14 protein-coding genes, 3 rRNA genes and 1 pseudogene are annotated in these 25734 nt (G+C 66.1%); 9 read left to right on the forward strand and 9 right to left on the reverse strand.

The genetic code is table 11. The annotated features are described in order from the left end of the window. Positions 1 to 6 precede the first annotated feature (6 nt). The 4 genes from O3I_RS17565 to xylB all read right to left on the reverse strand — a co-directional run bounded on the left by O3I_RS17565 (position 7) and on the right by xylB (position 4578). Positions 7 to 528 (reverse strand): DinB family protein, encoded by a 522-nt coding sequence (locus tag O3I_RS17565; protein WP_014984295.1) that lies wholly within the window; start codon positions 526 to 528, stop codon positions 7 to 9. A gap of 24 nt (positions 529 to 552) precedes the next feature. Next, positions 553 to 1203, reverse strand: coding sequence for a maleylpyruvate isomerase family mycothiol-dependent enzyme (locus O3I_RS17570; protein WP_014984296.1), 651 nt, complete (start codon positions 1201 to 1203; stop codon positions 553 to 555). A gap of 145 nt (positions 1204 to 1348) precedes the next feature. Next, complete coding sequence (locus O3I_RS17575) at positions 1349 to 3073, reverse strand: N-acyl-D-amino-acid deacylase family protein (protein WP_014984297.1); 1725 nt, start codon at positions 3071 to 3073, stop codon at positions 1349 to 1351. 101 nt (positions 3074 to 3174) lie between these two features. Continuing rightward, a complete protein-coding gene (gene xylB / locus O3I_RS17580) occupies positions 3175 to 4578 on the reverse strand; it encodes a xylulokinase (protein ID WP_014984298.1) in 1404 nt (467 codons plus the stop codon). Between the two features lie 124 nt (positions 4579 to 4702). On the opposite strand from xylB, the gene O3I_RS17585 reads away from it, so the two are divergent. After that, positions 4703 to 5206, forward strand: coding sequence for a hypothetical protein (locus O3I_RS17585; RefSeq protein WP_014984299.1), 504 nt, complete (start codon positions 4703 to 4705; stop codon positions 5204 to 5206). Here O3I_RS17585 and O3I_RS17590 read toward each other — a convergent pair. From O3I_RS17590 to O3I_RS17610, 5 genes and pseudogenes are all read right to left on the reverse strand, one after another. After that, positions 5182 to 6210, reverse strand: coding sequence for a glycoside hydrolase family 172 protein (locus O3I_RS17590; protein ID WP_014984300.1), 1029 nt, complete (start codon positions 6208 to 6210; stop codon positions 5182 to 5184). The two genes, O3I_RS17585 and O3I_RS17590, sit on opposite strands and share 25 nt — an antisense overlap. Before the next feature lie 113 nt (positions 6211 to 6323). Beyond that, positions 6324 to 6680, reverse strand: a pseudogene (gene trxA, locus O3I_RS17595) (thioredoxin); the annotation flags it as partial. A gap of 59 nt (positions 6681 to 6739) precedes the next feature. After that, positions 6740 to 8233, reverse strand: a complete 1494-nt coding sequence (locus O3I_RS17600; protein WP_014984302.1) for an FGGY-family carbohydrate kinase — start codon at positions 8231 to 8233, stop codon at positions 6740 to 6742. Between the two features lie 42 nt (positions 8234 to 8275). Then, positions 8276 to 9163: a glycosyl hydrolase family 32 gene (locus O3I_RS17605; RefSeq protein WP_237748320.1), complete on the reverse strand. Its 888-nt coding sequence runs from the start codon at positions 9161 to 9163 to the stop codon at positions 8276 to 8278. A gap of 25 nt (positions 9164 to 9188) precedes the next feature. Further along, a complete protein-coding gene (locus O3I_RS17610; RefSeq protein WP_041563950.1) occupies positions 9189 to 11474 on the reverse strand; it encodes an ATP-binding cassette domain-containing protein in 2286 nt (761 codons plus the stop codon). A 62-nt stretch (positions 11475 to 11536) separates the two neighbouring features. Here O3I_RS17610 and O3I_RS17615 point away from each other — a divergent pair, with 62 nt between their 5' ends. The 8 genes from O3I_RS17615 to O3I_RS17650 all read left to right on the forward strand — a co-directional run bounded on the left by O3I_RS17615 (position 11537) and on the right by O3I_RS17650 (position 23820). Further along, positions 11537 to 12502, forward strand: coding sequence for a helix-turn-helix transcriptional regulator (locus O3I_RS17615; RefSeq protein ID WP_014984305.1), 966 nt, complete (start codon positions 11537 to 11539; stop codon positions 12500 to 12502). Between the two features lie 66 nt (positions 12503 to 12568). Continuing rightward, positions 12569 to 14596, forward strand: a complete 2028-nt coding sequence (locus O3I_RS17620) for a TRAP transporter permease (protein WP_041563951.1) — start codon at positions 12569 to 12571, stop codon at positions 14594 to 14596. After that, the gene (locus tag O3I_RS17625; protein ID WP_014984307.1) at positions 14593 to 15588 is read left to right on the forward strand and encodes a TAXI family TRAP transporter solute-binding subunit; all 996 of its coding nucleotides are present in this window, start codon (positions 14593 to 14595) and stop codon (positions 15586 to 15588) included. Before O3I_RS17620 ends, O3I_RS17625 begins: the two co-directional genes overlap by 4 nt. Positions 15589 to 15694: 106 nt before the next feature. Beyond that, the gene (locus O3I_RS17630; RefSeq protein ID WP_041562677.1) at positions 15695 to 16690 is read left to right on the forward strand and encodes a TAXI family TRAP transporter solute-binding subunit; all 996 of its coding nucleotides are present in this window, start codon (positions 15695 to 15697) and stop codon (positions 16688 to 16690) included. Positions 16691 to 17253: 563 nt separating this feature from the next. Next, positions 17254 to 18772: ribosomal RNA gene (locus tag O3I_RS17635) — 16S ribosomal RNA — on the forward strand. Between the two features lie 318 nt (positions 18773 to 19090). Continuing rightward, a 23S ribosomal RNA gene (locus O3I_RS17640) occupies positions 19091 to 22225 on the forward strand. Between the two features lie 183 nt (positions 22226 to 22408). Continuing rightward, positions 22409 to 22525 (forward strand): 5S ribosomal RNA (gene rrf / locus O3I_RS17645). The 16S, 23S and 5S rRNA genes sit together here, the layout of an rRNA operon. 161 nt (positions 22526 to 22686) lie before the next feature. Further along, positions 22687 to 23820, forward strand: a complete 1134-nt coding sequence (locus O3I_RS17650) for a hypothetical protein (protein WP_141692278.1) — start codon at positions 22687 to 22689, stop codon at positions 23818 to 23820. Positions 23821 to 25734: the final 1914 nt, after the last annotated feature.

A 25734-nucleotide genomic window follows, 5' to 3' on the forward strand; every position in this document is an offset into this window, starting at 1 on the left:
TTCCGCTCAGGCGCCGGTGGTTCCGTCGATGCGCTCGCGCAGCAGGTCGGCGTGGCCGTTGTGCCTGGCGTACTCCTCGATCATGTGCAGATAGATCCAGCGCAGGTTGTATTCGAGTTCGGGCCGCCGCGGGTGCCGGAAGGTGTGGTCCAGCGGCAGCTCGGCCACCGCGGCGTCGGACAGTTCGATCTCCCGCAGGAAGGTGGCGAAATCCGTTGCGGCGTCGGCTGTGCGCAGATCGAAGTCGCCGTCGGGATCGTCCTCGCTGCCGTAGGCGTACGGCACGTCCATAGCCGCCGCGGTGAGCCGGAACCAGCCGCGTTCCACCTCGGTCAGATGCCGGACCAGGCCGAGCAGGGTCAGCGTCGACGGCTCGGCGCCACGGCGCCGGAGCTGCTCGTCGTCGAGGCCCGCGCATTTCGCCAAGAGGGTGCGGCGGTGAAAGTCCAACCAGCCCTGCAACATCGATCGCTCGTCGGCGACGTGCGGGGCCGCGGTTCGGGGCACTTCGGGCGCGATCCAGTTCATCCGGCCGACTGTAGCCCGGCACGGTCAGCGGCGGCGCCTCCTTTTTGCCCGGCGCCGGCTACGGGTGAACCGGGCCGCGAGGTCCCCGCGCAACCGCCGGGCCGGTAACGTCCGTCCGCATGCCACGAGCAGCAGATCCTGCGCGTTGCCCGTGACGACCGCACCGGTGCCGTAGCTCCAGTCCAGATCGTCGGCGCGCAGCTCGACACCGGTCAGGTCGGTCCCGAAGAACTCGATACAGCGCGGGTTGATCAGGTCCAGGACCAGGCGCAGGCGATCGTGGGGCACCTTGCGGTCCAGCCCCAGCGCCACGGTGATGTCGAGGCCGTGCACGATGTCGTGCCCCAGCGCGTGCACCGCCCCGCACCCCGGTGGCCGCCACGGATGTCCGACGTTGTCCCAGAGGGATTTCAGCAGCTCGCCCGAGGGCATCGCGGCGGCGTCGACGCGTGCGATGCGGTGGGCGATCCGGTCGAAATTGCCGCCCGCACGGACGAATTCGACGGCGAAGCGGGTGCCGGTCAGGCGGAACGGCACGGTGATGTGGGCGACCACCTCGCGCACCCGCCAGCCGCGGCACAGCGTCGGCGCGTCCCAGGCCGCGCGATCGAAACCCGTGAGCAATTCGGCGAGCTCGGCCCGCTCGTCGATGATCGCCCTGCGCACCTCCGCCATCGCCGTCTCCTCGTCGCGACCGTCCTTCCCACATCCTGAGACGTCACCCAATCACGAAACTGGTCGGTCTAATGGGACGTTGCGGACAAGTAGTCGTCCGTGTGTCGCACGGCGTGTCGCGAGAGACACCGGAGAAGAGGCCCGGTTACTGCGCGGTGAGGAAGGCCCCCGCGCGCAAGGTGCTGCCGAACCCGGGCGCGAACTCGCCGTATTCATAGACGAGATGGCCGCCGACCACGGTGGCCGCGACGGCCCGATCGTTGCGGTTGACCATGCGATCCAAGCCGGCGATGCCGGGAACCGGAGCTTCCGCGTAGGCCGCACTGGACCCGTCGAAACCCGCCGGGTCGAGCACGGCCAGGTCGGCGCGCGCGCCTTCGTGCAGACGTCCGGTGTCCAGGCCGTACCAGTCGGCCAGCTCACCGGTCAGCCGGTGCACGGCCTGCTCGACCGGCATGAAGCCGCGCTGGTGCACCCGCTCGAGCATGCGCAGCCCGAAGTTGTAGAACGCCATATTGCGCAGGTGCGCACCGGAATCGGCGAAGCCGACCTGCATCACCGCCGACTGTTGCAGCCGGTCGAGCACCTCTTCTCGATCGTTGGCGATGACCGTGCGCCAGCGCAGCCCGGTGCCGTGCGTGACGGCCAGGTCGAGCAGTGCGTCCGCCGGATGGATACCGCGCTCGTCGGCCACCCGGCCGAACGACTTGCCGACCACCTCGGCCTCCGGGCAGGCCACGATCTGGGCGTCGTAGAGGTCGCGATGCCAGACCCTGGGGCCGTACTTCTTGGCCAGATCCTTGCGGAACTGTCGCCGATAGGACTCGTCGGCCAGCAGCTCGCCGCGCTTCATCACGTCGCGGATGTTGAGCGCCGCGACGCCCGAACCGAACTCCTCGAAGACCACCAGATCGACACCATCGGCGTAGACCTCGAACGGCACCGGCAGGTGCTGCCAGCGGAACGCGGCGCCGCCGACCGTGTTCGCGATCCAGGCCGCGGTCGCCGCGGCCCGCGCGGTGGTGCGATCGGCCTTCACGTCCATGCCCGCGATCAGCGTGGTCTTGAGCGGCTTCCGGAACCGGCCCGCGCTCTCGGCGAAATAGCGGGCGATCTCGAGCCGGGAGGTCAGATTCGGCGTGCTCTGATGGATCCGATCGCGTTGCCGCAGAATCTTGTTCAGTGCCGCGTACTCCCGCCAGCTCGCATAGGTGGACGGCAACTGCCGGGCCGGGAAGCGGGCGCCCTCCAGCTTGGAGAACGAGCTGCGGATGGTGGACAGGCCGAGGAAACCGGCGTCCAGCGCGTCGGTGAGCATGTGCCGCATGCGATTCAGCTCGTCGGGGGTCGGCGTGACGGTCGCGTCGGTGGCTCGGCCGAGTCCCATCACGGCGACGCGGATGTCCGAATGTCCGAGCAGTGCCGCGACATTCGCGCCCAGCGGCCGCGCGGCGAGCGAGTCCCGGTATGCCAGCGGGCTTTCCCAGTCCTTGTGCTCCTTGACGGCCGAATGCACGGCGTCCCACGGCAGCGCCTCCACCCGCGCGAACATGTCGGCGCAGTCCTCGGCCGTCGAATAGACCGTGGACAGTGAGCAATTGCCGATCACCACCGAGGTGACGCCGTGGCGCACCGACTCGCCGAGGCCGGGGCTGCCGAGCACCTCCGCGTCGTAATGGGTGTGCACGTCGAGCATGCCCGGGATGACCCACTTGCCGGTGGCGTCCACGTTCCGCGCGCCGTCGGGCAGTGGGGCGGCACTGATCGTCACGACTTTGCCCGCGGTGATGCCCACATCGGCGGTGCGGGGCGGTGCTCCGGTGCCGTCGAACACCGATCCGCCACGGATAACCAAGTCGCACGCCGTCATCTGAGCTCCTTCGACCAGCACCCAGTATCTGCTACTGCGGGTATTGGATACATGGTTGCACGTTTGCCGCTGTCGCTCACCTGCGGGCGGCCCGCTCCTGCTCAGCCGCCGTACAGCGCGGCCTGCGCCTGCCGGTAGCGGGCGCGGATCGCCGCACCGGTCGCGGCGTCGTCGGCCGAGGACGGCACTGTGCCTGCGGTCCGAGCGGGCCAGCGGGGTGGCTGTGGCGTGCCCGCCAGTGCCCACGCCGCCTGTCGCGCCGCGCCGAGCGCGACGTATTCGCCGGGTTCGGGCACGGTGATCGGCGTCGCGAAGATCTGCGCCGCGATCGCGGCGACCAGCGGGGAGCGCGCCGCGCCGCCGATCAGGAGGACGCGTCGCGGCGAGACACCGGAGGCGCGGATCGCGTCGAGCGCCTCGGCCATGTTGCAGAGCATGCCTTCGAAGGCGGCACGGGCGATATGGCCGGGACGCATGGTCGCCGCGCGCAGGCCGTGCAGACTACCGGTCGCGTCCGGCCGGTTCGGCGTGCGTTCGCCGGCGAGGTAGGGGAGCAGGACCAGGCCGTCCGCGCCCGGAGGCGCCTGCGCCGCAAGCGCTTCGAGCGCGGGCAGATCGACGCCGAGCAGATCCGCCGTGGCACTCAGCACGCGCGCGGCGTTGAGCGTGCACACCAGCGGCAGGAAAGCGCCTGTCGCGTCGGCGAATCCGGCGATCGCGCCGGTGGCGTCGGCGCTGGGCCGTTCGGCGCGGGCGAAGACCGTGCCGCTGGTGCCGAGCGAGACGACCACATCGCCGTCTCCGATGCCGAGTCCCAGTGCGGCCGCGGCATTGTCGCCGGTGCCCCCCGCGACCAGCACGCCCGACGGCGTCCGCCCGGCGGCTTCGGCCGGGCCGAGCACGCGGGGGAGTTCCGGCGTGCGCCCCCGGAAGCCAAGGGCGAGCAGGTTTTTCCGATATCCGCCGGTCGCCGCCGACCAGTAGCCGGTGCCGGAGGCGTCACCCCGGTCGGTGGTCGGTTCGGCGCCTCCGCCGCCGCGCAACCGCCAGGTGAGATAGTCGTGCGGGAGCATGATCCGGGCGACCCGGTCGGCACGGTCCGGTTCGTGATCGGCCAGCCAGCGCAGTTTGGCCACGGTGAACGCGGCCACCGGAACGCTGCCGACGGCCTCGGCCCAAGCCTGCGGCCCACCCAATTCGGTGACGAGTTCGGCTGCCGCCGCCGCAGAGCGGACGTCGTGCCACAGCAGCGCGTCGCGCACCGGATCGCCCTTGGCGTCGAGGGCGACCAGGCCGTGCTGCTGACCGGCGATCGCCACCGCCGCCACCTGGTCGAGCAGTCCGGCGCCCGCCGCGCACAACGCGTGCCACCAGGCCTGCGGCGCGACCTCGGTACCGTCCGGATGCGGCGCGTGCGCCTCGTGCCGGACTTCGCCGGTCGCGGCGTCGCAGACCACCACTTTGCAGGACTGGGTGGAGCTGTCCACCCCCGCGACCAGCGTCATCGGTGCTGTCCCCGCCCGCTGTCATCCTCGATCACCACGGCACACATCAGTCCACTGTGCACCCGAAACGGCTTCGCACGAGGCATTTCGGGTATTCGATCCCGGGATCGGGCACACTGGCTCGGTGACTGACGATCCGGACCGACCTGCCGACGTGCATGTCCGGACCGGTGCCGGAACGCCGGTGCCGGAGTTGACCGACGCCTTGCTCACGGAGATTCTCGACGAACCGCGAACTCCGCAAGACCCGTCCCTCGAACTCGAACGCGGTCCGCACGACTACCTCCGGGCGCGATTGCTCCCCGACGGCATGTACGAACTGGAATACTGCGCCGGCGACGCGACCGAGATCTTCCAGATGTACACCTCCGACGCCCGCATGCTCCGTGACGTCATGTTCGCCTGGATCGACGAGAACCCATGGTGGCGTGAGTCGGTCGCCTGGTACCGCGTCGACCCGGCGGTGGAGGAGGTCCGGTCGGTACTGCGCGAGTTCGACGATCTGCTCGGCGGACTGTCGGTGCTCGACGATCTCGGGTCGAGCATGGACGACGCGCTGGCGCGCGCGGACGAACTGCTCGCGGACGTGGACGACCCCACCGATCAGCCGGACGGCGGTACTTCCTGATACCACCACACGGTGGTCGCGATCTCCGCGTCTTCGAGCGGTAGATAGGTGTCGCTGTCGCGCCACCCGAGCCCCTGCACGGTGACGCGCAGTTCGCGATGGAAGCAGATGGGGTCGTGCACATGCCAGCGGTACATGCCGAAACGCTGGTGTGCCTGGTAGATCTCGTCGGCGGGCAACGCCTGGGGCAGGCCGAGATACGCGGTCGAGTAGGTCCGGTATTTCCCGTCCATATCGAAATTCCATGCGCCACCGAAGTAGTCCTCGGTGCCCGTGCCGCACAGCGTCGGATATTCGTCGTCGCCGTCGAGATAGAACTTCATTTCGCCTTCGCCCCACCAGCGGGGTGCGCCCGGCCGAATCGCGAGGTAGGTGCCGACATATCGGCCGCGCGCGGGACCGGTGTCGAGCAGGGTGTGCACCGCGGGACTGCCCAGCGGCGCACTGCGCGACCAGCGTGCGTGCAGATACCCGGCCTCGCCCGGCACGTCCTCTTCGCCGTAGGTGATCTGGTAGTACACCGGAACCGAACGGCCGCAGTGGTTTTCCAGTGTTATCCGCGCCCGCCGGCGAAACGGCATGGGCCAGTAGCTGTTCAGGCCACCGGCCGGGGCGACCACCACCATCTCCGAATCGACCAGTGCCAGTTCGTCCCAGCCGTTGCAGAAGAAATCGCCGAGCGGCACGTCGATCGCGGGCTCGGCCGCGTCGTCCCAGTACATGCGCAGAGTCAGCTCGCGCAGGGCCGCACGGTCGGTGGTGAGCCAGCAGTGCCGCAGCACGCCGGGGCCGGAAACGTCGGCCAGCGTGGCGGTTTCACCGTCGCCGAGCACGATCGACGGCGAGATCTTCCAGCCGGGGCCGAGCAGCCGGGCCGCGTGCGCGCCGGTACCGGTCGTCGCGCGTGCGCCCCCGCCGGGCGCGCCGGTGGGATTCTCGGCGCTGACCGACCGCGTCCGCGTATCGTCTAGCAGCCACAGCTCCGACCGGCGCGGCGGGGTCACAGCCCGGGCCAGCCGTACTTGCTCGCGGTCGGCGCCAGTCCGGCCGCTCGGGAGGCGGGAGCGCCCGCGGCAGCAGGCACCGCGGTCGACGGGTACTCGGGCTGCTGCTCCTGCTGGTGCCGGGCCACCTCGCGGCGGAACTGGTCCATGTCCAGCCATCTGACCTGTTCGATCAATTCGTCCAGTGTGCCCGGCGCGGGCACCCCGGCCTCGGCGTAGACGAGCAGGCCCTCCCGGAACGCCATCACCGTCGGGATGCTGGTGATCTGGGCCCGCGCGGCGAGTTCCTGCTCGGACTCGGTGTCCACCTTCGCGTGCACGATGTCCGGATGTCGTTCCGCGGACGATTCGAAGATCGGCGCGAACTGTCGGCACGGACCACACCAGCCGGCCCACCAGTCCACCAGCACGATGTGATTGCCGGTGATCACGGAGTCGAAGTTCTGCTGGGTCAGGGTCTGGGTGGGCATGTGGTCCTCGCATAAGTGTCCGACAGAGCAACCGTGCATCTTCGCACAGCGCGCGAAGATCAGGAACTCGCCCCGGTACGGTGTTGTTCGCTCGCCAGGAAGTGCGCGATATCGGTATTGCGTTCGTAGAGCTCACGGTAGTGCTGGTAGTAGGAATCGTAGTCGGCGATGTGCCCGGGCCGCGGCTCTACTGTGCCGACGATCGGATTCCAGTCGCGGGTGTCCACCCCGGCGGCCTCGGCCGCCAGCATTGCGTCACCGAGACAGGCGCCGATCGTGTCGGCGGGCAGTTGCTGAGGCAGTCCGGTGACGTCGGAGACGATCTGCGTCCACAGACCACCCTTGGTGCCGCCGCCGACCGCGACCAGCCGCTCCGCCCGGCCGCCCGCCTCGGCCATCGCCGCGAGATTGTGCCGCACCCCGTACGCGATGCCTTCCAGCACCGCCCGATACAGCTCCGCGCGTCCGTGGCGCAGGGTGAGTCCGGCGACGATACCCCTGGCATCCGGATCGAACAGCGGGGTGCGCTCGCCCGCGAAATAGGGCAGTGCCAGTAGTCCGTTGCTGCCCGGGGGCACGTCGGCAGCCGCCGCGATGAGGTCGGCGAATTCGCCGCCGATCAGTTCGCGCAGCCAGTCCGTCACCGCGCCCGCGGTAGCCATGCCCGCTGCGAGAGTGTATGTGTCAGGCCAGGTTCCGCAGGTACTCCAGAGACCGGGATGCGGATTCGGCTCGGTCAGCACCTGCACCAGGAACAATGTGGTGCCGTACATGATCATGGCATCGCCGGGCGCCCGGACGCCGACGGCGGCGGCTTCGGCCCAGGCATCGACGGTGCCGGTGGTGACCGGAAGGCCCACGGGCAGACCGGTGCTCGCGGCGGCCGCGGGGGTGACCCGGCCGACCACCTCGGTCGGCCAGGCCAGCTCCGGCAGCCGCAGGCCGGGTGCCACCTGCTCGGCCCAGTCGGTGGCCCACTCGCGCAGCCGCAGGTCGTACATCGGCACGCACTGGCTCGCCGATTGATGGTCCAGCACGTAGCGGCCGGTGAGGCGGTGCACCAGAAAGGAACTGGCCATCAGCAGCAACTCGGTGCGGGCGCGGACGTGCGGTTCGTGTGCGGCCAGCCAGCGCAGTTTGGGCCCGACCGCCTGGCTGGTCAGTGGCGAGCCGGCCCGGCGCAGCACCGCCTGCGTGCCGAACTCGGCTTCCAGCTGGGCGATCTCGGCGGTGGCCCGGGTGTCGACGCCGTACAGGATGGCGGGTCGCAGCGGTGTGCCGTTCGCGTCGGCGGGCAGCAGGCAGGGCCCGATGCCCGACACCGCGAGTCCGGCGAGTGCGGCGCCGTCGGCCGCGCCGACGAGATCGCCGGCGATGGCCGTGAAATCGGCCCACCACACCGTTTCCGCGTCATGCTCCACCCATCCGGGTTTCGGCGTCGAGACCCTGTGCGCCCGTTCGGATCTGGCGACCACGCGGCCGTCCGCGCGGGTGAGCACACCCTTCGAACTGGCGGTGCCGATATCGACGCCGAGAAACAGGGGACCAGCCATACCCGAGACCTCCCGTGAGTGGGCCGCAGCGATCACCCGAACCTACCGTGGCACCACTTTCGCGGTGTGCGGCTCGCGCGGACGCGGGAACCGCAGCGGCGCGAGGTGCACCCCGCCCTGGCCCCAGCCCGCGCTGGTGATCCACCAGCGGTCCGCGTCCGCCAGCACCTCGGCGGCGTGCGCGGCGATATGGCCGATCTTGTCCCCGATCCGGAACCGGAACGGGCTGTCGCTACGGAAGACGTCGGTGCCGACATAGGTCGGCCGCGGGCCGATGAACAGATACCACCAGCCGTCCTGCTGGACGACGAAGGGGGACTCGGTGTTTCCGGCCTCGGTGCCGGTCGTGGGATCGGTGTAGGCGATGTGCCGATGCCCCCAGTGCACCAGATCGCTGCTGGTGCGATAGGCGACCACGTGATGCCCGCCGGCGGGGGTGCTGGTCGCGCAGTAGTACATCACCCACTGGTCGCCCACCCTGGTCACCATCGGGTCGCGGGCGTCGTAACCGTCCCGGAACAGCGGCCCCGAACGCCTTCGCACCCAATGGAACAGATCGGTCGAGGTGGCCAGGTTGATCGCCGCGGCGGTCCGGTCGGCGCCGCCACCGGCATAGAACATGTAGTACCGCCGATGGGCTTCGACGACGAACGGGGCCCACAGATGGGTTTCGCCGTAGTCACGATCGACGTGCAGGGCGGGGCGCTGTTTCACCCACGGGCCGAGCAGCTCGCGCGCCGTCGCGTGAGCGAATTCGGTTTCGTCGAACGGATCCGCGGGTTCGGGATGCGTGATGCCGAACAGGTGCAGCCGCCCTTCCGAACCCCGAATGATCGTGTGGTCGTTGATGTACCAGTCCTCGGCTGCCCCGGCGCCGGGATCATAGATTCGCGTGAACGGTCCCGCGCTCACCACCTCGCGCATCGCCATATCCACCATCATCCTCGCGAATCGCTCAGTCGTGTGGCATCAAACTGCGGCGCAGGTAGTCCGCGGTGATCGACTGCGGGTCGTCGAGCAGCGCCGCGGGCGTTCCGGTGAACACGATCTCGCCGCCGTGCTTGCCGCCGTCGGGCCCCAGGTCGATGACCCAGTCCGCGCGCTTGACCACATCGAGGTCGTGTTCGATGACGATCACCGTGTTGCCCCCGTCGACCAATCGGTCCAGCAGGGCGAGCAGCGTGTCGACATCGGCCATGTGCAGCCCGGTGGTCGGTTCGTCGAGCACGTAGATCCCGCCGCTGCGGTGCAGGTGATCGGCCAGTTTGATGCGCTGAAGTTCCCCGCCGGACAACGAACTGAGCGAGCGGCCCAGCGTCAGGTAGCCGAGCCCGACCTCGTTGAGCGCGCGAAGCGGCGGGCGAATCTTGCTGTCGCCGTGCCCGTCCCAGAAATCCAGCGCTTGTTCGGCGGTCATCTCCAGCACATCCGCGATGGACACACCGCGCACGGTGTAGCCGAGCACGTCGGGGCGATAGCGCCTGCCGTGACAGGTCTGGCACACGGTGGTGATCGGGTCCATGTACGCCAGGTCGGTGAAAATCACGCCGGCGCCGCCGCATTCGGCGCACGCGCCGTCGGAGTTGAAGCTGAACAGCCCCGGCTTGACGTTGTGCGCGCGAGCGAACGCCTGCCGCAGCGGCTCCATGATGCCGATGTAGGTGGCTGGGCTGGAGCGGCGCGACGCGTGAATAGCCGACTGGTTCACCGCGATCGCCCCCGGATGCGCCGCCAAGAACGCGCCCGAGACCAGCGTGCTCTTCCCGGAACCGGCCACCCCGGTGACCGCGGTGAGCACGCCGGTCGGGAACCGCGCGGTGACGTTCTTCAGGTTGTAGCGGTCGACCTCGGCGACGGTGAGCCAACCGGTGGGCCGGCGCGTACGGTCCTTGACCGGCCGTATCCGGCGTAGTCGCTCGCCCGTCGAAGTGCCGGAGGCGCGCAGTTTTTCGAGCGAGCCCTCGAACACCACCTGTCCGCCGTGCCCGCCCGCACCCGGCCCCATGTCCACCACATGGTCGGCAACCGCGATCACGTCGGGGGAGTGCTCGACGACCAGCACGGTGTTTCCCTTGTCGCGCAACTGGATCAGCAGGCTGTTCAACCGGCCGACGTCCCGCGGATGCATGCCGACGCTCGGTTCGTCGAAAATGTAGGTCATGCCGGTGAGACTCGAACCGAGATGCCGAACCACCTTGAGCCGCTGGGCTTCACCACCGGACAGCGTCGAAGTCTCCCGGCCGAGTGAGAGATAGCCGAGACCGACCTCCTCGATCCGGCGCAGCCGGGCGATCGCCGACTCGGCGATCGGCGCGGCCACCCGGTCGTCGATCGCGCCGAGCACGCCGATCAGGTCGGACACCTCGAGTTCGCCGTAGTCGGCGATGCCCAATCCGTCGATCCTCGTGGCCAGGGCGGCCGCGTTCAAGCGCGCGCCGCGGCAGTCGGGGCAGATCTCCTCGGTGACGACCTCGTGCGCCGCGGCCCGGTTCTTCTCCGATAACGAACTCAGATCGCGTTTGATGTAGAGCCGATCGAGGCGTTCGAGCAGGCCCTCATAGGCGTTACTACCCATCGACCCGGTCTTGTTCGGGCGCGGCACCCGGAAGCCGTTGCCGCGCAAGAACAGCTGCCATTCCTCGGCGGTGTAATCGCGCAGCGGCTTGTCGGGATCGAACAGGCCCGACTGCGCATACAGCTGCCACTGGAAGGTGCCGATCGCGAACGGCCCGAACGTGATCGCGCCCTCGTTGAGCGATCTATCGGTGTCGAGCAGCTTGTCCAGGTCCGCGCGCACGACGTGGCCGAGCCCACCGCACTCCGGGCACATCCCGAGCGGGTCGTTGAACGAATAGCGCGACGCCTCACCGGCACTCGGCACGCCGTGCCGGGAGAACAGCACGCGGATGATCGACTGGATATCGGTCATCGTGCCGACGGTCGAGCGCGAATTGCCGCCGATCGCCTTCTGATCGATCACCACCGCCGGGGCGAGGTTGTCGATGAGGTCGGCCTCGGGCCGTTCGTATTTCGGCAGCCGATTCCGGATGAACCAGGTGAAGGTCTCGTTGAGCTGGCGCTGCGACTCGACCGCGACGGTGCCGAACACGATCGAGGACTTCCCCGAGCCGGACACCCCCGTGAAGACCACGAGTTTGCCCTTCGGAATGGCCAGCGAGACGTTGCGCAGGTTGTTCTCGCGGGCTCCGACGATCTGGATGGTGTCTCGGTCTGTACTCACGCCGACGACGGTATGGCGCAATGCGGACGGTTCCGGTCCTCATTGCGGGGAATACTCGAACTATGACCGACGCCGCCGCGCGACTACTCCAGCTGCTGTCCCTGCTGCAGACCCGCCGCGAATGGACCGGGCCCGAACTGGCCGAGCGGCTCGGCATCACCGTGCGCACGGTGCGCCGCGATATCGAGCGGCTGCGTGACCTGGACTATCCGGTGTCCGCGAGCCTCGGCTCGATCGGCGGCTACCGACTGGAAGCGGGCACCGCGCTGCCCCCGCTGCTGCTCGACGACGACGAAGCCGTCGCCATCACCCTGGGGCTGCGCAGCGCCGCGCAGGGCTCGGTCGCGGGCATCGAGGAATCGGCCGCGCGCGCCCTGGTGAAACTCCAGCAGGTGCTGCCCTCGCGGCTGCGCGGCCGCGTCGATGCGATCGACACCGCCACCGTGTCGCTCGGCGGTCCGGCCGCCGGACCGCGGGTGGATCCGGAGACGCTGGTCGTCCTGGCCGGTGCGGCCCGGGACGGCGAGCGGATCCGGTTCCGCTATCGAGACAAAGCCGAGCAGGAGAGCAAGCGATTCGCCGAGCCACACAGCCTCGTCTCCGCCGGGCGGCGCTGGTATCTGGTCGCCTGGGATATCGAGCGGGAGGATTGGCGCACCTTTCGCATCGATCGGATCGATGCACCGTTCCGTACCGGAATGCGCTGTATGCCAAGGGAATTGCCCGCCACAGATCCTGCGGCGTTCGTCACCGAGCAGCTCGCCCGCTCGCGTCCGGTGCGCCGGGTCGTCCTGCTCGTCCATGCGGGCGCGGCCGAGCTGGCCGAGACCTTCCGGGTGCGGCCCGACGAGGTCGAACCGATCGACGCGCGGACCTGCCTGATCCGCACCGCCGCCGACTCGCTGGAGTGGACCGCGTTGCGGATCGCCCACCTCGGCCTGGACTTCGAGGTGTGTGAGCCGCCCGAGATGCGGGAGCTGTTGCGCGACCTCGGCGCGAAACTCGCTCGCGCGGCCGGGAATAACTGAAAAGCGACCAATTCCCTTGCTTTCGATTCGGACATGCGGACGGTCGTGCGTTGCTATCGTTCCGCCATGCCGAAGACGGGCCCCGATGAGCTGGCGACCGAGGCGTCCGTGGAAGATCGGTCGTCCCTGCTGGAAGTCGACGACGAGGAACGGCCCGCCCGGGAACTGACCGGCTGGGCCGAGCGGGTGGTCGCGGTGACCGCGTTCGCGGTCGCGCTGCTGGTGGTGTGGCAGGTGTTCCGGCCGCTGCCACAGGGCAGCCAGTACTACCTGGTGATCTTCCTGGCGGCGACCTTGCCGCTGGTGTTCCTCTCCTATCGATCCGGGCTGCGCTTCCTGGATCGGGACGGCGGTCCCGGCATCGCCGACTGGTCGCTGGCCGTGCTCGCGGTGTTCGTAGCGCTGTATCCCGTGCTGCCGTGGACGATCGGCTCCGGCGGCGGTGGCTACAACTCCTTCCTCGACCGGCAAGGCCTGCTCGATCCCGTCGACGTCGGGATGGGCGCGGTGCTGCTCGTGCTGGTGCTCGAGGCGTGCCGGCGGACCACCGGCTGGGTGCTCGTCGCGGTGTGCGTGGTGTTCCTCGCCTACGGGTACTACGGCGGCTACCTGCCGCAAGGCTGGAGTGTCGCGCACGCGGGGCTGGACTTCGGGCAGATCGTCGACGCGCTGTACAACTCCGGCAGCGGGTTCTACGGCACCCCGCTCGACGTCGCGGCCACCTACATCGTGCTGTTCACGCTGTACGGCGCGGTGCTCGAATTCTCCGGCGCGGCACAGTTCTTCGTAGATCTGTCGGTGGCGGCGTTCCGCCGTTCCCGCGGCGCCGCCGGACGCACCGCGGTCGCCTCGGGCTTCCTGCTCGGCACCGTCTCGGGCTCGGGCACCGCCACCGCGGTGACCATCGGCGCGGTGACCTGGCCGATCCTGCGGCGGGCCGGATACCCGCCGGAACAGGCGGGCGGCATGCTCGCCGCGGCCGGTGTCGGAGCGATCCTGTCGCCGCCCACCCTGGGTGTCGCCGCGTTCATCGTCGCGGAGTACCTCGAGGTGTCGTACGTGACGGTGCTCGGCTGGGCGCTGATCCCCACGGTGCTCTACTACCTCGGCATCCTGCTCGCCGTGGAGATCGACGCCCGCCGGCTCGGCACCACCGGCGTGGAGTTCGACGGCGTCTCCGCCGGGCGGCTGCTGCTGCGCTTCGGATACCACTTCCTGTCGCTGATCGCGATCGTCGTGCTGCTGCTGATCGGCGTCAGCGCCACGCGCGCGGTCGTGTACGCCACCGCACTCGCTTTCGTGCTCGCCTTCCTCGACAAGCGCACCCGAGCGCTGGCGCGCTCACCACGCCACGTCTTCCAGGCGATCGGCAGCGGTGTGCGGGCGGCGCTGCCGGTGGTCGCGGTGTGCGCCTCCGCGGGCGTGATCACCGCGATGACCACCAAAACCGGCCTCGGTTCGCAGCTGGCCGCGCTGCTCGTGCGGCTCGCGAAATCGTTGTCCGACAACCACACCGTGGTGCTGGCCTGCACCGTCGTGCTCGCGGCGATCGCGCTGGCGCTGCTCGGCCTCGCGGTGCCGGTCACCGCGTCGTTCATCATCGGCTGGGTCATCATCGGCCCCGCCCTGCTCGCGCTCGACGTGCCCGCGCCCGCGGCGGCCATGTTCGTCTTCTACTACTCGGTGCTGTCCGAAGTGACGCCGCCGACCGCGCTCGCCGCCGTCGGCGCGGCCGCGGTCACGGGCGCGCGCACCGTGCCGACCATGTGGCAGGCGCTGAAGTACGCGCTACCGGCGTTCCTGGTGCCGGTCGTGTTCGTGCTGACCGAACCGGGCGAATATCTGCTCGGTCGCGGACCGGTGCTCGGCATCATCTGGGCCACCCTCGTCGCCTGCCTCGGTGTCGCCGCGCTGTCCGTCGCCACCGGCGGTTGGATCCTCGGCATCGGCCCGGCCGGGCCGATCGCCCGTGCACTCGCCGCGGTCGGCGGCCTGCTGCTGCTGTATCTGGAAACCGGCGCCCTCATCGCCGGACTGGTCGCGCTGATCGCGGCCATCGGGGTCACGTTGCTCACTCGAAGGAGAACGACATGAGAAGAGTCGCCATAGTTTTCGCCGTCACCGTGGTGTCGGCCGGACTGCTCGCCGGCTGCGGCGGCCGTCGCGACGCACCACACCACGACGCGGGCGCCCCGATCACCTGCGAGGTGAAGCAGGAGACCCGGGTGGGCATCGCGACCGGCAACGCGACCGGCGTGTACTTCGCGCTCGGCAATGCCTACGCCGACCAGATCTCGCAGGCCACCGACGGCAAGGTGAAGGCGACCGCCGCGGAAACCGGTGCGTCCGTGCAGAACATCCAGCAGTTGGTCGCGGGCACCTATCAGGTCGCGTTCTCGCTCGCCGACACCGCGGCCGACGCGGTGACCGGCGCCGGCAGCTTCGACGGGAAGAAGCAACCGGTGCAGGCGCTTTCGCGGCTCTACCCGAACTACACCCAGGTGGTGGTGCGGGCCGACGCGGGCATCAACTCCGTCGCCGACCTGCGCGGCAAACGGGTCTCCACCGGCTCGCCCAAGTCGGGCACCGAGGTGATCGCGCAGCGGGTGCTGCAGGCCGCGGGCCTGAACGCGGACAGCGACATCTCGGCCCAGCGTCTGGATCTCACCAAAACGGTCGACGGCATGAAGGACGGCACCATCGACGCCATGTTCTTCTCCGGCGGACTCCCCACCCCCGGCATCACCGACCTGTTCACCTCCGCCAAGGACAAAGTCCGCTTCCTCGACATCACCCCGCAGCTCTCGGCCATGCGCAACCTGAGCCCGGTCTACGAGGAAGGCACCATCCCCGCCGCGACCTACGGGCTGCCCGCCGACGCGAAAACCATTGTCGTGCCGAATGTCCTGCTTGTTCGGGACGATCTCGACGCGGACCTGGCGTGCGTCCTCGCGAAAACGCTGTTCGATCGCAAACCGCAACTGGAGCAGGCAAACTCCGCGGCGAAGAGCATCTCCCGTGACGCGGCCACCAACACCGCGCCGGTCGTTCTGCATCGCGGCGCCGAACACGCGTTCATGAAGTAGCCGCCGGCGGATAGCTGTGCCGTTAGCTGCCTGCGTGCCGCGCCGCGTTGATATCGTCTCGTTCTGCGGCGGAGCAGGGTCGCTCCGTTCGTCGAGAGAGGATGAGATGCGAAGAGTGGTCGTAGTTTTCGCGGTCGGCTCGCTATCGGCGGGTCTGCTCACCGGATGCGGCGACGGCGCCGGAAAAGTGCCGACCGACGCCGGCGGCCCGGTCACCTGTCAGGTGCGGCAATCGACCGAGCTCGGCATCGCCACCGGCAACGCGACGGGCGTCTTCTCCGCACTCGGCACCGCGCTCGCCGATCAGATCTCCCTGGCGACCAACGGGAAGGTGACGGCCACCGCCGCGGAAACCCTCGCCTCGGTGCAGAACATCCAGCAGCTCGTGGCGGGCAAGTATCAGGTGGCCTTCGCCCAAGCCGACACCGCGGCCGACGCGGTGCTCGGCATCGGCACCTTCGACGGGAACAAGCAGCCGGTGCAAGCACTGTCCCGGCTCTACCCGAGCTACGTGGAGGTCGTGGTGCGCGCGGACTCCGACATCACCACGATCGCCGACCTGCGCGGTAAACGCGTATCCACCGGCTCGCCCACCTCGGGCACCGAAGTGGTGGCGCGTCGTGTGCTGCGGGCCGGCGGGCTCAACCCGGACAGCGATATCGCGGTGAATCGGCTGGACCTCGGTAAGGCCGTCGCCGGGATGAAGGACGGTTCCTTGGACGCACTGTTCTTCGTCGGCGGTCTGCCGACCCCGGGCCTCAGCGAGCTGTTCAAATCGAATAGGGGCGAGTTCCGCTTCCTCGACACCTCCGACCAGATGGTCGGCATGCGCGTGCTCAGCCCCGCGTACGAATTGGGCACCATCCCCGCGGCGGCCTATGGACTGGCAGAAGACGTGCCCGCGATCGTCGTGCCGAATGTGCTGCTCGTCCGCGACAACCTCGACGCCGATGTGGCCTGTGTGCTCACCAAAACCCTTTTCGAGCGCAAGCCCCAGCTGGAACAGGCGAACTCCGCGGCAAAGGGGATCGTCCGGGACACCGCCCGCGCGACGGACCCGGTGCCGCTGCACCGCGGCGCCGAGCACGCGCTGGAGAACTAGGACCGGATGCCCGGTTTCGAGAACTTCGCGGTGGCCTGAGTCACATTCGTGTGATTCGTCTGGGAAAGGGGCCGATGCCAGGCCCCTTGACCTGCGAATTCTCGGGCTGCGCAGGCGATTTGACGTGGCGTTCTCCGGCGCGTAACTTAGTTCGAGTCAGAGCGACACGGACACCGACCCGGAGCCGAGAAGCAAGCGGAGACGCTGAGCGGAGGGCCTGGGAAACGAGGTAGTACGAGGAGCGCCTGACGCTCACACTAGCTTGATCGAGACCCTGATTTGGATTCGGGGGAGCGGCTGAGCTAAGCTGGATAAGTTGCCTCACTGATCAAGCGGGTTGAAGCCCGGGCGATGGTGTGTGCGTGTGTTCTTTGAGAACTCAATAGTGTGTCGATGAATGTCAGTGCCAATTATTTATTGGTTCCGGCCTCTCTGGACCCCCGTCTGGGTGAGGTTGGACATTTAGTCAGCAAATCTTTTTGCTGGCGTTTTGTTTTGCTGGGTTTTCGGACTCTAGTTTCGATACTTCTGATTGACCCCTTTTGGGGGTTGGTTGAGAGTCTTCAACGGAGAGTTTGATCCTGGCTCAGGACGAACGCTGGCGGCGTGCTTAACACATGCAAGTCGAGCGGTAAGGCCCTTCGGGGTACACGAGCGGCGAACGGGTGAGTAACACGTGGGTGATCTGCCTCGCACTTCGGGATAAGCCTGGGAAACTGGGTCTAATACCGGATATGACCTTTCAGTGCATGCTGTTGGGTGGAAAGATTTATCGGTGCGAGATGGGCCCGCGGCCTATCAGCTTGTTGGCGGGGTAACGGCCCACCAAGGCGACGACGGGTAGCCGACCTGAGAGGGTGACCGGCCACACTGGGACTGAGACACGGCCCAGACTCCTACGGGAGGCAGCAGTGGGGAATATTGCACAATGGGCGGAAGCCTGATGCAGCGACGCCGCGTGAGGGATGACGGCCTTCGGGTTGTAAACCTCTTTCGACAGGGACGAAGCGCAAGTGACGGTACCTGTAGAAGAAGCACCGGCCAACTACGTGCCAGCAGCCGCGGTAATACGTAGGGTGCGAGCGTTGTCCGGAATTACTGGGCGTAAAGAGCTTGTAGGCGGTTTGTCGCGTCGTCCGTGAAAACTTGGGGCTCAACCCCAAGCTTGCGGGCGATACGGGCAGACTTGAGTACTTCAGGGGAGACTGGAATTCCTGGTGTAGCGGTGAAATGCGCAGATATCAGGAGGAACACCGGTGGCGAAGGCGGGTCTCTGGGAAGTAACTGACGCTGAGAAGCGAAAGCGTGGGTAGCGAACAGGATTAGATACCCTGGTAGTCCACGCCGTAAACGGTGGGTACTAGGTGTGGGTTTCCTTCCACGGGATCCGTGCCGTAGCTAACGCATTAAGTACCCCGCCTGGGGAGTACGGCCGCAAGGCTAAAACTCAAAGGAATTGACGGGGGCCCGCACAAGCGGCGGAGCATGTGGATTAATTCGATGCAACGCGAAGAACCTTACCTGGGTTTGACATACACCGGAAACCTGCAGAGATGTAGGCCCCCTTGTGGTCGGTGTACAGGTGGTGCATGGCTGTCGTCAGCTCGTGTCGTGAGATGTTGGGTTAAGTCCCGCAACGAGCGCAACCCTTGTCCTGTGTTGCCAGCGGATTATGCCGGGGACTCGCAGGAGACTGCCGGGGTCAACTCGGAGGAAGGTGGGGACGACGTCAAGTCATCATGCCCCTTATGTCCAGGGCTTCACACATGCTACAATGGCCGGTACAGAGGGCTGCGATACCGTGAGGTGGAGCGAATCCCTTAAAGCCGGTCTCAGTTCGGATCGGGGTCTGCAACTCGACCCCGTGAAGTTGGAGTCGCTAGTAATCGCAGATCAGCAACGCTGCGGTGAATACGTTCCCGGGCCTTGTACACACCGCCCGTCACGTCATGAAAGTCGGTAACACCCGAAGCCGGTGGCCTAACCCCTTGTGGGAGGGAGCCGTCGAAGGTGGGATTGGCGATTGGGACGAAGTCGTAACAAGGTAGCCGTACCGGAAGGTGCGGCTGGATCACCTCCTTTCTAAGGAGCATCTCCAGTGAGTGTCTCGAAGAGTCGAGATTGCTTCTGGCAGAGCCGTTTCGGACTCATATGTGGTCCGGCGGAGCTCATGGGTGGAACGCTGACAAGCTCATCGCATCGTGATCGGAGCCATGTCTTCGGTCCGCGGTGATATACCGACACACTATTGGGTCCTGAAAGAACAGACGTTCTTTCCAGGCAAGATAACGACAGGACTTGGTCCGCAGTCATACCGCGAGGGTTCCTCGGCTGGTGCTGCAGGTGGGCTGAGTTTTGTGTGTTGTTTGAGAACTGCACAGTGGACGCGAGCATCTTTGTTAGTAAGTGTTTAAGAGCGTACGGTGGATGCCTTGGCACCAGGAGCCGATGAAGGACGTAGGAGGCTGCGATAAGCCTCGGGGAGCTGTCAACCGAGCTGAGATCCGAGGATTTCCGAATGGGGAAACCCAGCACGAGTGATGTCGTGTTACCCGCATCTGAATATATAGGGTGTGTGGAGGGAACGTGGGGAAGTGAAACATCTCAGTACCCACAGGAAGAGAAAACAATAGTGATTCCGTGAGTAGTGGCGAGCGAAAGCGGAAGAGGCTAAACCGTTCAGATGTGATACCCGGCAGGGGTTGTCTGGACGGTGTTGTGGGGTCTTTCTTCTCAATTCTGCCGGATTGGGCGTGAGTCAGAAACCGTTGGGTTAGTCGAAGTGGTCTGGAACGGCCTGTCGTAGAGGGTGAGAGTCCCGTAGACGAAAACTCAACGGCTTGCGTGGAAGATACCCGAGTAGCAGCGGGCCCGTGAAATCTGCTGTGAATCTGCCGGGACCACCCGGTAAGCCTGAATACTCCCTGGTGACCGATAGCGGACTAGTACCGTGAGGGAAAGGTGAAAAGTACCCCGGGAGGGGAGTGAAATAGTACCTGAAACCGTGCGCTTACAATCCGTCAGGGCCTGCGAGTGACTTGTCACTGTGGGTGATGGCGTGCCTTTTGAAGAATGAGCCTGCGAGTTAGTGGCATGTGGCGAGGTTAACCCGTGTGGGGTAGCCGTAGCGAAAGCGAGTCCGAATAGGGCGTTTTGAGTCGCATGTTCTAGACCCGAAGCGGAGTGATCTACCCATGGCCAGGGTGAAGCGACGGTAAGACGTCGTGGAGGCCCGAACCCACTTAGGTTGAAAACTGAGGGGATGAGCTGTGGGTAGGGGTGAAAGGCCAATCAAACTCCGTGATAGCTGGTTCTCCCCGAAATGCATTTAGGTGCAGCGTCACGTGTTTCACGCCGGAGGTAGAGCTACTGGATGGTCTAGGGGGCCTACAAGCTTACCGAAATCAGCCAAACTCCGAATGCCGGTGTGTGAGAGCGTGGCAGTGAGACTGCGGGGGATAAGCTTCGTAGTCGAGAGGGAAACAGCCCAGATCGCCGGCTAAGGCCCCTAAGCGTGTACTAAGTGGAAAAGGATGTGGGGTCGCGAAGACAACCAGGAGGTTGGCTTAGAAGCAGCCACCCTTGAAAGAGTGCGTAATAGCTCACTGGTCAAGTGATCCTGCGCCGACAATGTAGCGGGGCTCAAGTACACCGCCGAAGCCGCGGCATTCACACAATACATCCGCCATCTTCTACGGAGGGTGGTGCAGTGGTGTGGATGGGTAGGGGAGCGTCGTGCAGCCATGGAAGCAGCGGAGTGATCCAGTTGTGGAGGCTGTGCGAGTGAGAATGCAGGCATGAGTAGCGAAAGACGAGTGAGAAACTCGTCCGCCGAATGACCAAGGGTTCCTGGGCCAGGTTAATCCGCCCAGGGTGAGTCGGGACCTAAGGCGAGGCCGACAGGCGTAGTCGATGGACAACGGGTTGATATTCCCGTACCCGTGTATCCGCGCCCAATGGCGAATCAGTTGTGCTAACCATCCAAAACCCAAAAGACTTCCTTCGGGAAGCTGGAGGGGGCTGCATGGGACCCTGGCTGTAGTAGTCAAGCGATGGGGTGACGCAGGAAGGTAGCTGGGCCAGTCAGTGGTTGTACTGGTGTAAGCCTGTAGGGCGAGACGTAGGCAAATCCGCGTCTCATGCGCCTGAGAGGTGATGCGTAGCCGATTGAGGCGAATTCAGTGATCCTATGCTGCCGAGAAAAGCCTCTAGTGAGTTGGTACACGGCCCGTACCCCAAACCGACACAGGTGGTCAGGTAGAGAATACTAAGGCGATCGAGAGAACTGTGGTTAAGGAACTCGGCAAAATGCCCCCGTAACTTCGGGAGAAGGGGGACCCGGTCTGGTGATGGCACGTGCTGCCTGAGCTGGGTTGGGTCGCAGAGACCAGAGAGAAGCGACTGTTTACTAAAAACACAGGTCCGTGCGAAGTCGTAAGACGATGTATACGGACTGACGCCTGCCCGGTGCCGGAAGGTTAAGAGGACCGGTTAGCGATCTTCGGGTTGCGAAGCTGAGAATTTAAGCCCCGGTAAACGGCGGTGGTAACTATAACCATCCTAAGGTAGCGAAATTCCTTGTCGGGTAAGTTCCGACCTGCACGAATGGCGTAACGACTTCTCTGCTGTCTCAACCACAGACTCGGCGAAATTGCATTACGAGTAAAGATGCTCGTTACGCGCGGCAGGACGAAAAGACCCCGGGACCTTCACTATAGCTTGGTATTGGTGTTCGGTACGGTTTGTGTAGGATAGGTGGGAGACTGTGAAATCGGCACGCCAGTGTCGAGGGAGTCATCGTTGAAATACCACTCTGATCGTATTGGACTTCTAACCTCGGACCATGATCTGGTTCAGGGACAGTGCCTGGTGGGTAGTTTAACTGGGGCGGTTGCCTCCTAAAATGTAACGGAGGCGCCCAAAGGTTCCCTCAGCCTGGTTGGCAATCAGGTGTCGAGTGCAAGTGCACAAGGGAGCTTGACTGTGAGAGCGACAGCTCGAGCAGGGACGAAAGTCGGGACTAGTGATCCGGCACCGGCAAGTGGAAGCGGTGTCGCTCAACGGATAAAAGGTACCCCGGGGATAACAGGCTGATCTTCCCCAAGAGTCCATATCGACGGGATGGTTTGGCACCTCGATGTCGGCTCGTCGCATCCTGGGGCTGGAGTAGGTCCCAAGGGTTGGGCTGTTCGCCCATTAAAGCGGCACGCGAGCTGGGTTTAGAACGTCGTGAGACAGTTCGGTCTCTATCCGCCGCGCGCGTCAGAAACTTGAGGAAGGCTGTCCCTAGTACGAGAGGACCGGGACGGACGAACCTCTGGTGTGCCAGTTGTTCCGCCAGGAGCACCGCTGGTTAGCTACGTTCGGAAGGGATAACCGCTGAAAGCATCTAAGCGGGAAGCCTGTTCCAAGATGAGGTTTCTCACCCTCTTGAAGGGTTAAGGCCCCCCACAGACCATGGGGTTGATAGGCCAGAACTGGAAGCTCGGTAACGGGTGTAGGTGACTGGTACTAATCGGCCGAGGACTTACCAACAAAGAAGCTACGCGTCCACTGTGCAGTATCTGAAACAACACACAGATACCTGCGTTCCACGAGAGTGTGAGGTCCCCTGTTCGGGGGTTTCCCTCTTCGGAGTCCGGGGGTTTCAGGGGGCGTAGCCCCCTGAGAACCTCTTCGTTCTCAGTGAACATGGGTATGTGGATAGTTTCATAGAGTTACGGCGGCCATAGCGGCAGGGAAACGCCCGGTCCCATTCCGAACCCGGAAGCTAAGCCTGCCAGCGCCGATGGTACTGCACTCGACAGGGTGTGGGAGAGTAGGACACCGCCGGAACATCCTTCACGAAAGCCCCCAGCATCGCTGGGGGCTTTCGTCGTTTTCCGACCCTTCCCACATACACCTGTCGGATGCTGTTCTCTCCGCGGTCGATTCGCCGTTGGTTCGCGTCCGTAGCGTGCGTGCTCTCGACGTCGTCCGGCTACGGAGGTTGTGCGGTGTGGGCAAACGTATTGCGTCTCGGGTTCCTGCTGTTGCTCGCCATTTCGCTGCCCGCGCTGCCGGCAGCGCACGCCGACGCGGATCTGCCCACCGAAATATCCGGCGGGACTTGGAAATCCGGTCATGTGCAAGGCATCGCGATTGATACCCGCAAGGGCTTCATGTACTTCTCGTTCACCGATCTGCTGGTGAAAACAGATCTGAACGGCGCGGTGATCGGCACCGTGACAGGATTCACCGGCCATCTCGGCGATCTGGCGTTCGACGAACGGGACGGCCGGGTCTACGGTTCCCTCGAATACAAGGCCGCTTCCGCGTTCTATATCGCGATCATCGACGTCGACCGGATCACCCGGCAGAACATGGACGCCGAAGCCACAGGCATCGTCAGCACCGTGTATCTGCGGGAAGTGGTGGCCGACTACACCGCCGACATGAACGGTGACGGGAAGTTCGACGGTGACGTCGCCGCGACCGCGGATCACCGATACGGGTGCAGCGGTATCGACGGCGTGGCATTCGGTCCCGCGTTCGGAAGTCGCGATGGTGCGCCGAAACTCACTGTCGCCTACGGGATCTACTCCAACAACAGTCGCACCGACAACGACTATCAGGTGCTCCTGCAATACGACACCACGAACTGGCGTGCGTACGAGCGCCCGCTCACCCAGCGCGCCCCGCACACCAGTGGACCGCAGGCTCCGGATGGAAAGTTCTTCGTCCGTACCGGCAACACCACCTACGGCGTGCAGAACCTCGAATTCGACAGCCACACCGGAAACTGGTTCCTCGCCGTGTATCCCGGCAAGAAGCCGCAATTCCCGAACTACCCGTTCTTCATGATCGAGGCCGCCGCTCAACCCCAGCCCCAAGACCTCGCCGGCCAGCCGCAACCCGAGCAAGGCTCGGTACTGCCCCTGGCACCAGGCGGTCTACAGGACGAGCGGTCGGGCACGCGCGGCTGGAAATTCACGGCACCCTACGGTCTCATCGCCCTCGGCGACGGCCGCTACTACGTCGCAACCTCGAGCACCTCGAAATCCGACGGCACCCCAAAACAATCCGCCGTCGCCCACCTATACCGCTGGACCGGAAACGCCCCAACCCCGTTCGAGAAGATCGAAGGATAGCGATCCAGCGCGCCGCAGGAGAGCCACCACGAGACGGCATCGGTACCACAGGGATCGAGCATCACCTATCCGTATTCCGATGACACCACCACGCAGTCGCTCAACCTACGGCTCGAGCAGGAACGGTCCGACGCCGTTCGAGGAGGCCATAGGGCAAGCGATCCGACGCGTGCCGCACACCGGTGTGCTACCACGAGACGCATCGTCCGAGAGGGACCGAGCACCAGCCTTCGCCCGGCGCGGCGTGTCCGTCGGTGCCGCTGCCGGAGGCATTCGCGGTCCGGTGACAACAACCGCATAGTCCGTTCTCGCTCAACCTACGGCTGGAGCGGGAACGTTCCGACACCGGTTCGAGAAGGTCGAAGAACAAGCGGGATCTCGCTGCCGCAGGGAGCCTGCCACGATGGGGCAGCGTCAGTCTCGGAGAGGTCGACCATCGCCCACACGAAGTCCGATGACACCACCACGCGAACACCGGATGCTGCGCCAGTTCCTCGCAGGCTTCCCCGCCCACCTGCCCCGAGGTTCCCGGCCACGCACGACGGCATCGACGAACTGGGCGATCACTGTCCCCGCGCCGAGCACCTCCCCCCGCCGCCCACTCCACGGCGAGCCCCCTCCACCGACAAGGCCTGGCTCGCCCCCGACCTCGCCGAACGGCTCGGCCAGCGCACCCGGCCCGAACCCCGCCCGCATCGCCGCATGCGGAGTCCGACGACACCCCGGGGCCGAACTTCCAGGCCCGCACCGCCGCCGACCCCCCGGACCCGAACTTCTGGGCCCGCATCGCCGCCGCCGGTCTGCATGTCCTCGACCGCATCGACACCATCCCCGCCACCCGCACCCGCGACACCACCGCCCGCCCCGCCGAGATCACTTCGCTCGGGTGTCTGGGTTGAGCGCTGCCGCGCACTTCTCGTCACCCCGCGCGCGTGTCAGTCGAACGACACGCGCGCGGGACGCTGAAAGGTGCGCGGGACGCTGAAAGGTGCGCGGGACGCTGAAAGGTGCGCGGGACGCTGAAAGGTGCGCGGGACGCTGATAGGTAGGCGGGACGCGCCGGGACGCTGCGGCGCAGGACGGCAGGGCGCGTGCACGCCGCCTGCGCCGCCAAGATCACCTTGCTAGGCGTCTGGGCTGAGTACCGCCGCGCACTTCTCGTCACCCCGCGCGCGTGTCAGTCGAACGACACGCGCGCGGGACGCTGAAGTGCGCGCGGGAATGCTGAGAAGTGCGCGGGACGCGCCGGGACGCTGCGGCGCGGGACGGCAGGGCGCGTGCACGCCGCCTGCGCCGCCAAGATCACCTTGCTAGGCGTCTGGGCTGAGCGCTGCCGCGCACTTCTCGTCACCCCACGCGCGTGTCGGTCGAACCACACGCGTGCGGGACGCAGAAACGCGTGCGGGACGCTGCGATGCGCGGGACGCTGAGAAATGCGGGACGCTGAGAGGTCCGCGGAATGCATGGGACGCTGCGGCGTGCGACGGTTGGGCGCGTGCACGCCGCGTGCGCCGCCGAGGTCACCTTGCCCGGGTGTCTGGGCTGAAGTACCGCCGCGCGCGGGATGCTGAGATGTGCGCGGGATGCTGAAGTTCGTGCGGGACGGTTGGGCGCGTGCGCGCCGCCTGCGCCGCCGAGATCACTTCGCTCGGGTGTCTGGGTTGAGCGCTGCCGCGCACTTCTCGTCACCCCGCGCGCGTGTCAGTCGAACGACACGCGCGCGGGACGCTGAAAGGTGCGCGGGATGCTGAAGTGCGCGAGAGGGCGAGAAGCGTGGGACCAGGTCGGCGTTGCTCACCTACGGCTGGGCCGGGAACTACTCGGCACCGTTCGAGGAGGTTGGTGGTGGCGATACGGCGCGTGGCGCAGGGGGGCGTGTCACGATGGGACGGCATCGGTCTCGGAGGGGCCGAG

It is taken from the genome of Nocardia brasiliensis ATCC 700358 (assembly GCF_000250675.2).
GTDB lineage: Bacteria > Actinomycetota > Actinomycetes > Mycobacteriales > Mycobacteriaceae > Nocardia > Nocardia brasiliensis_B.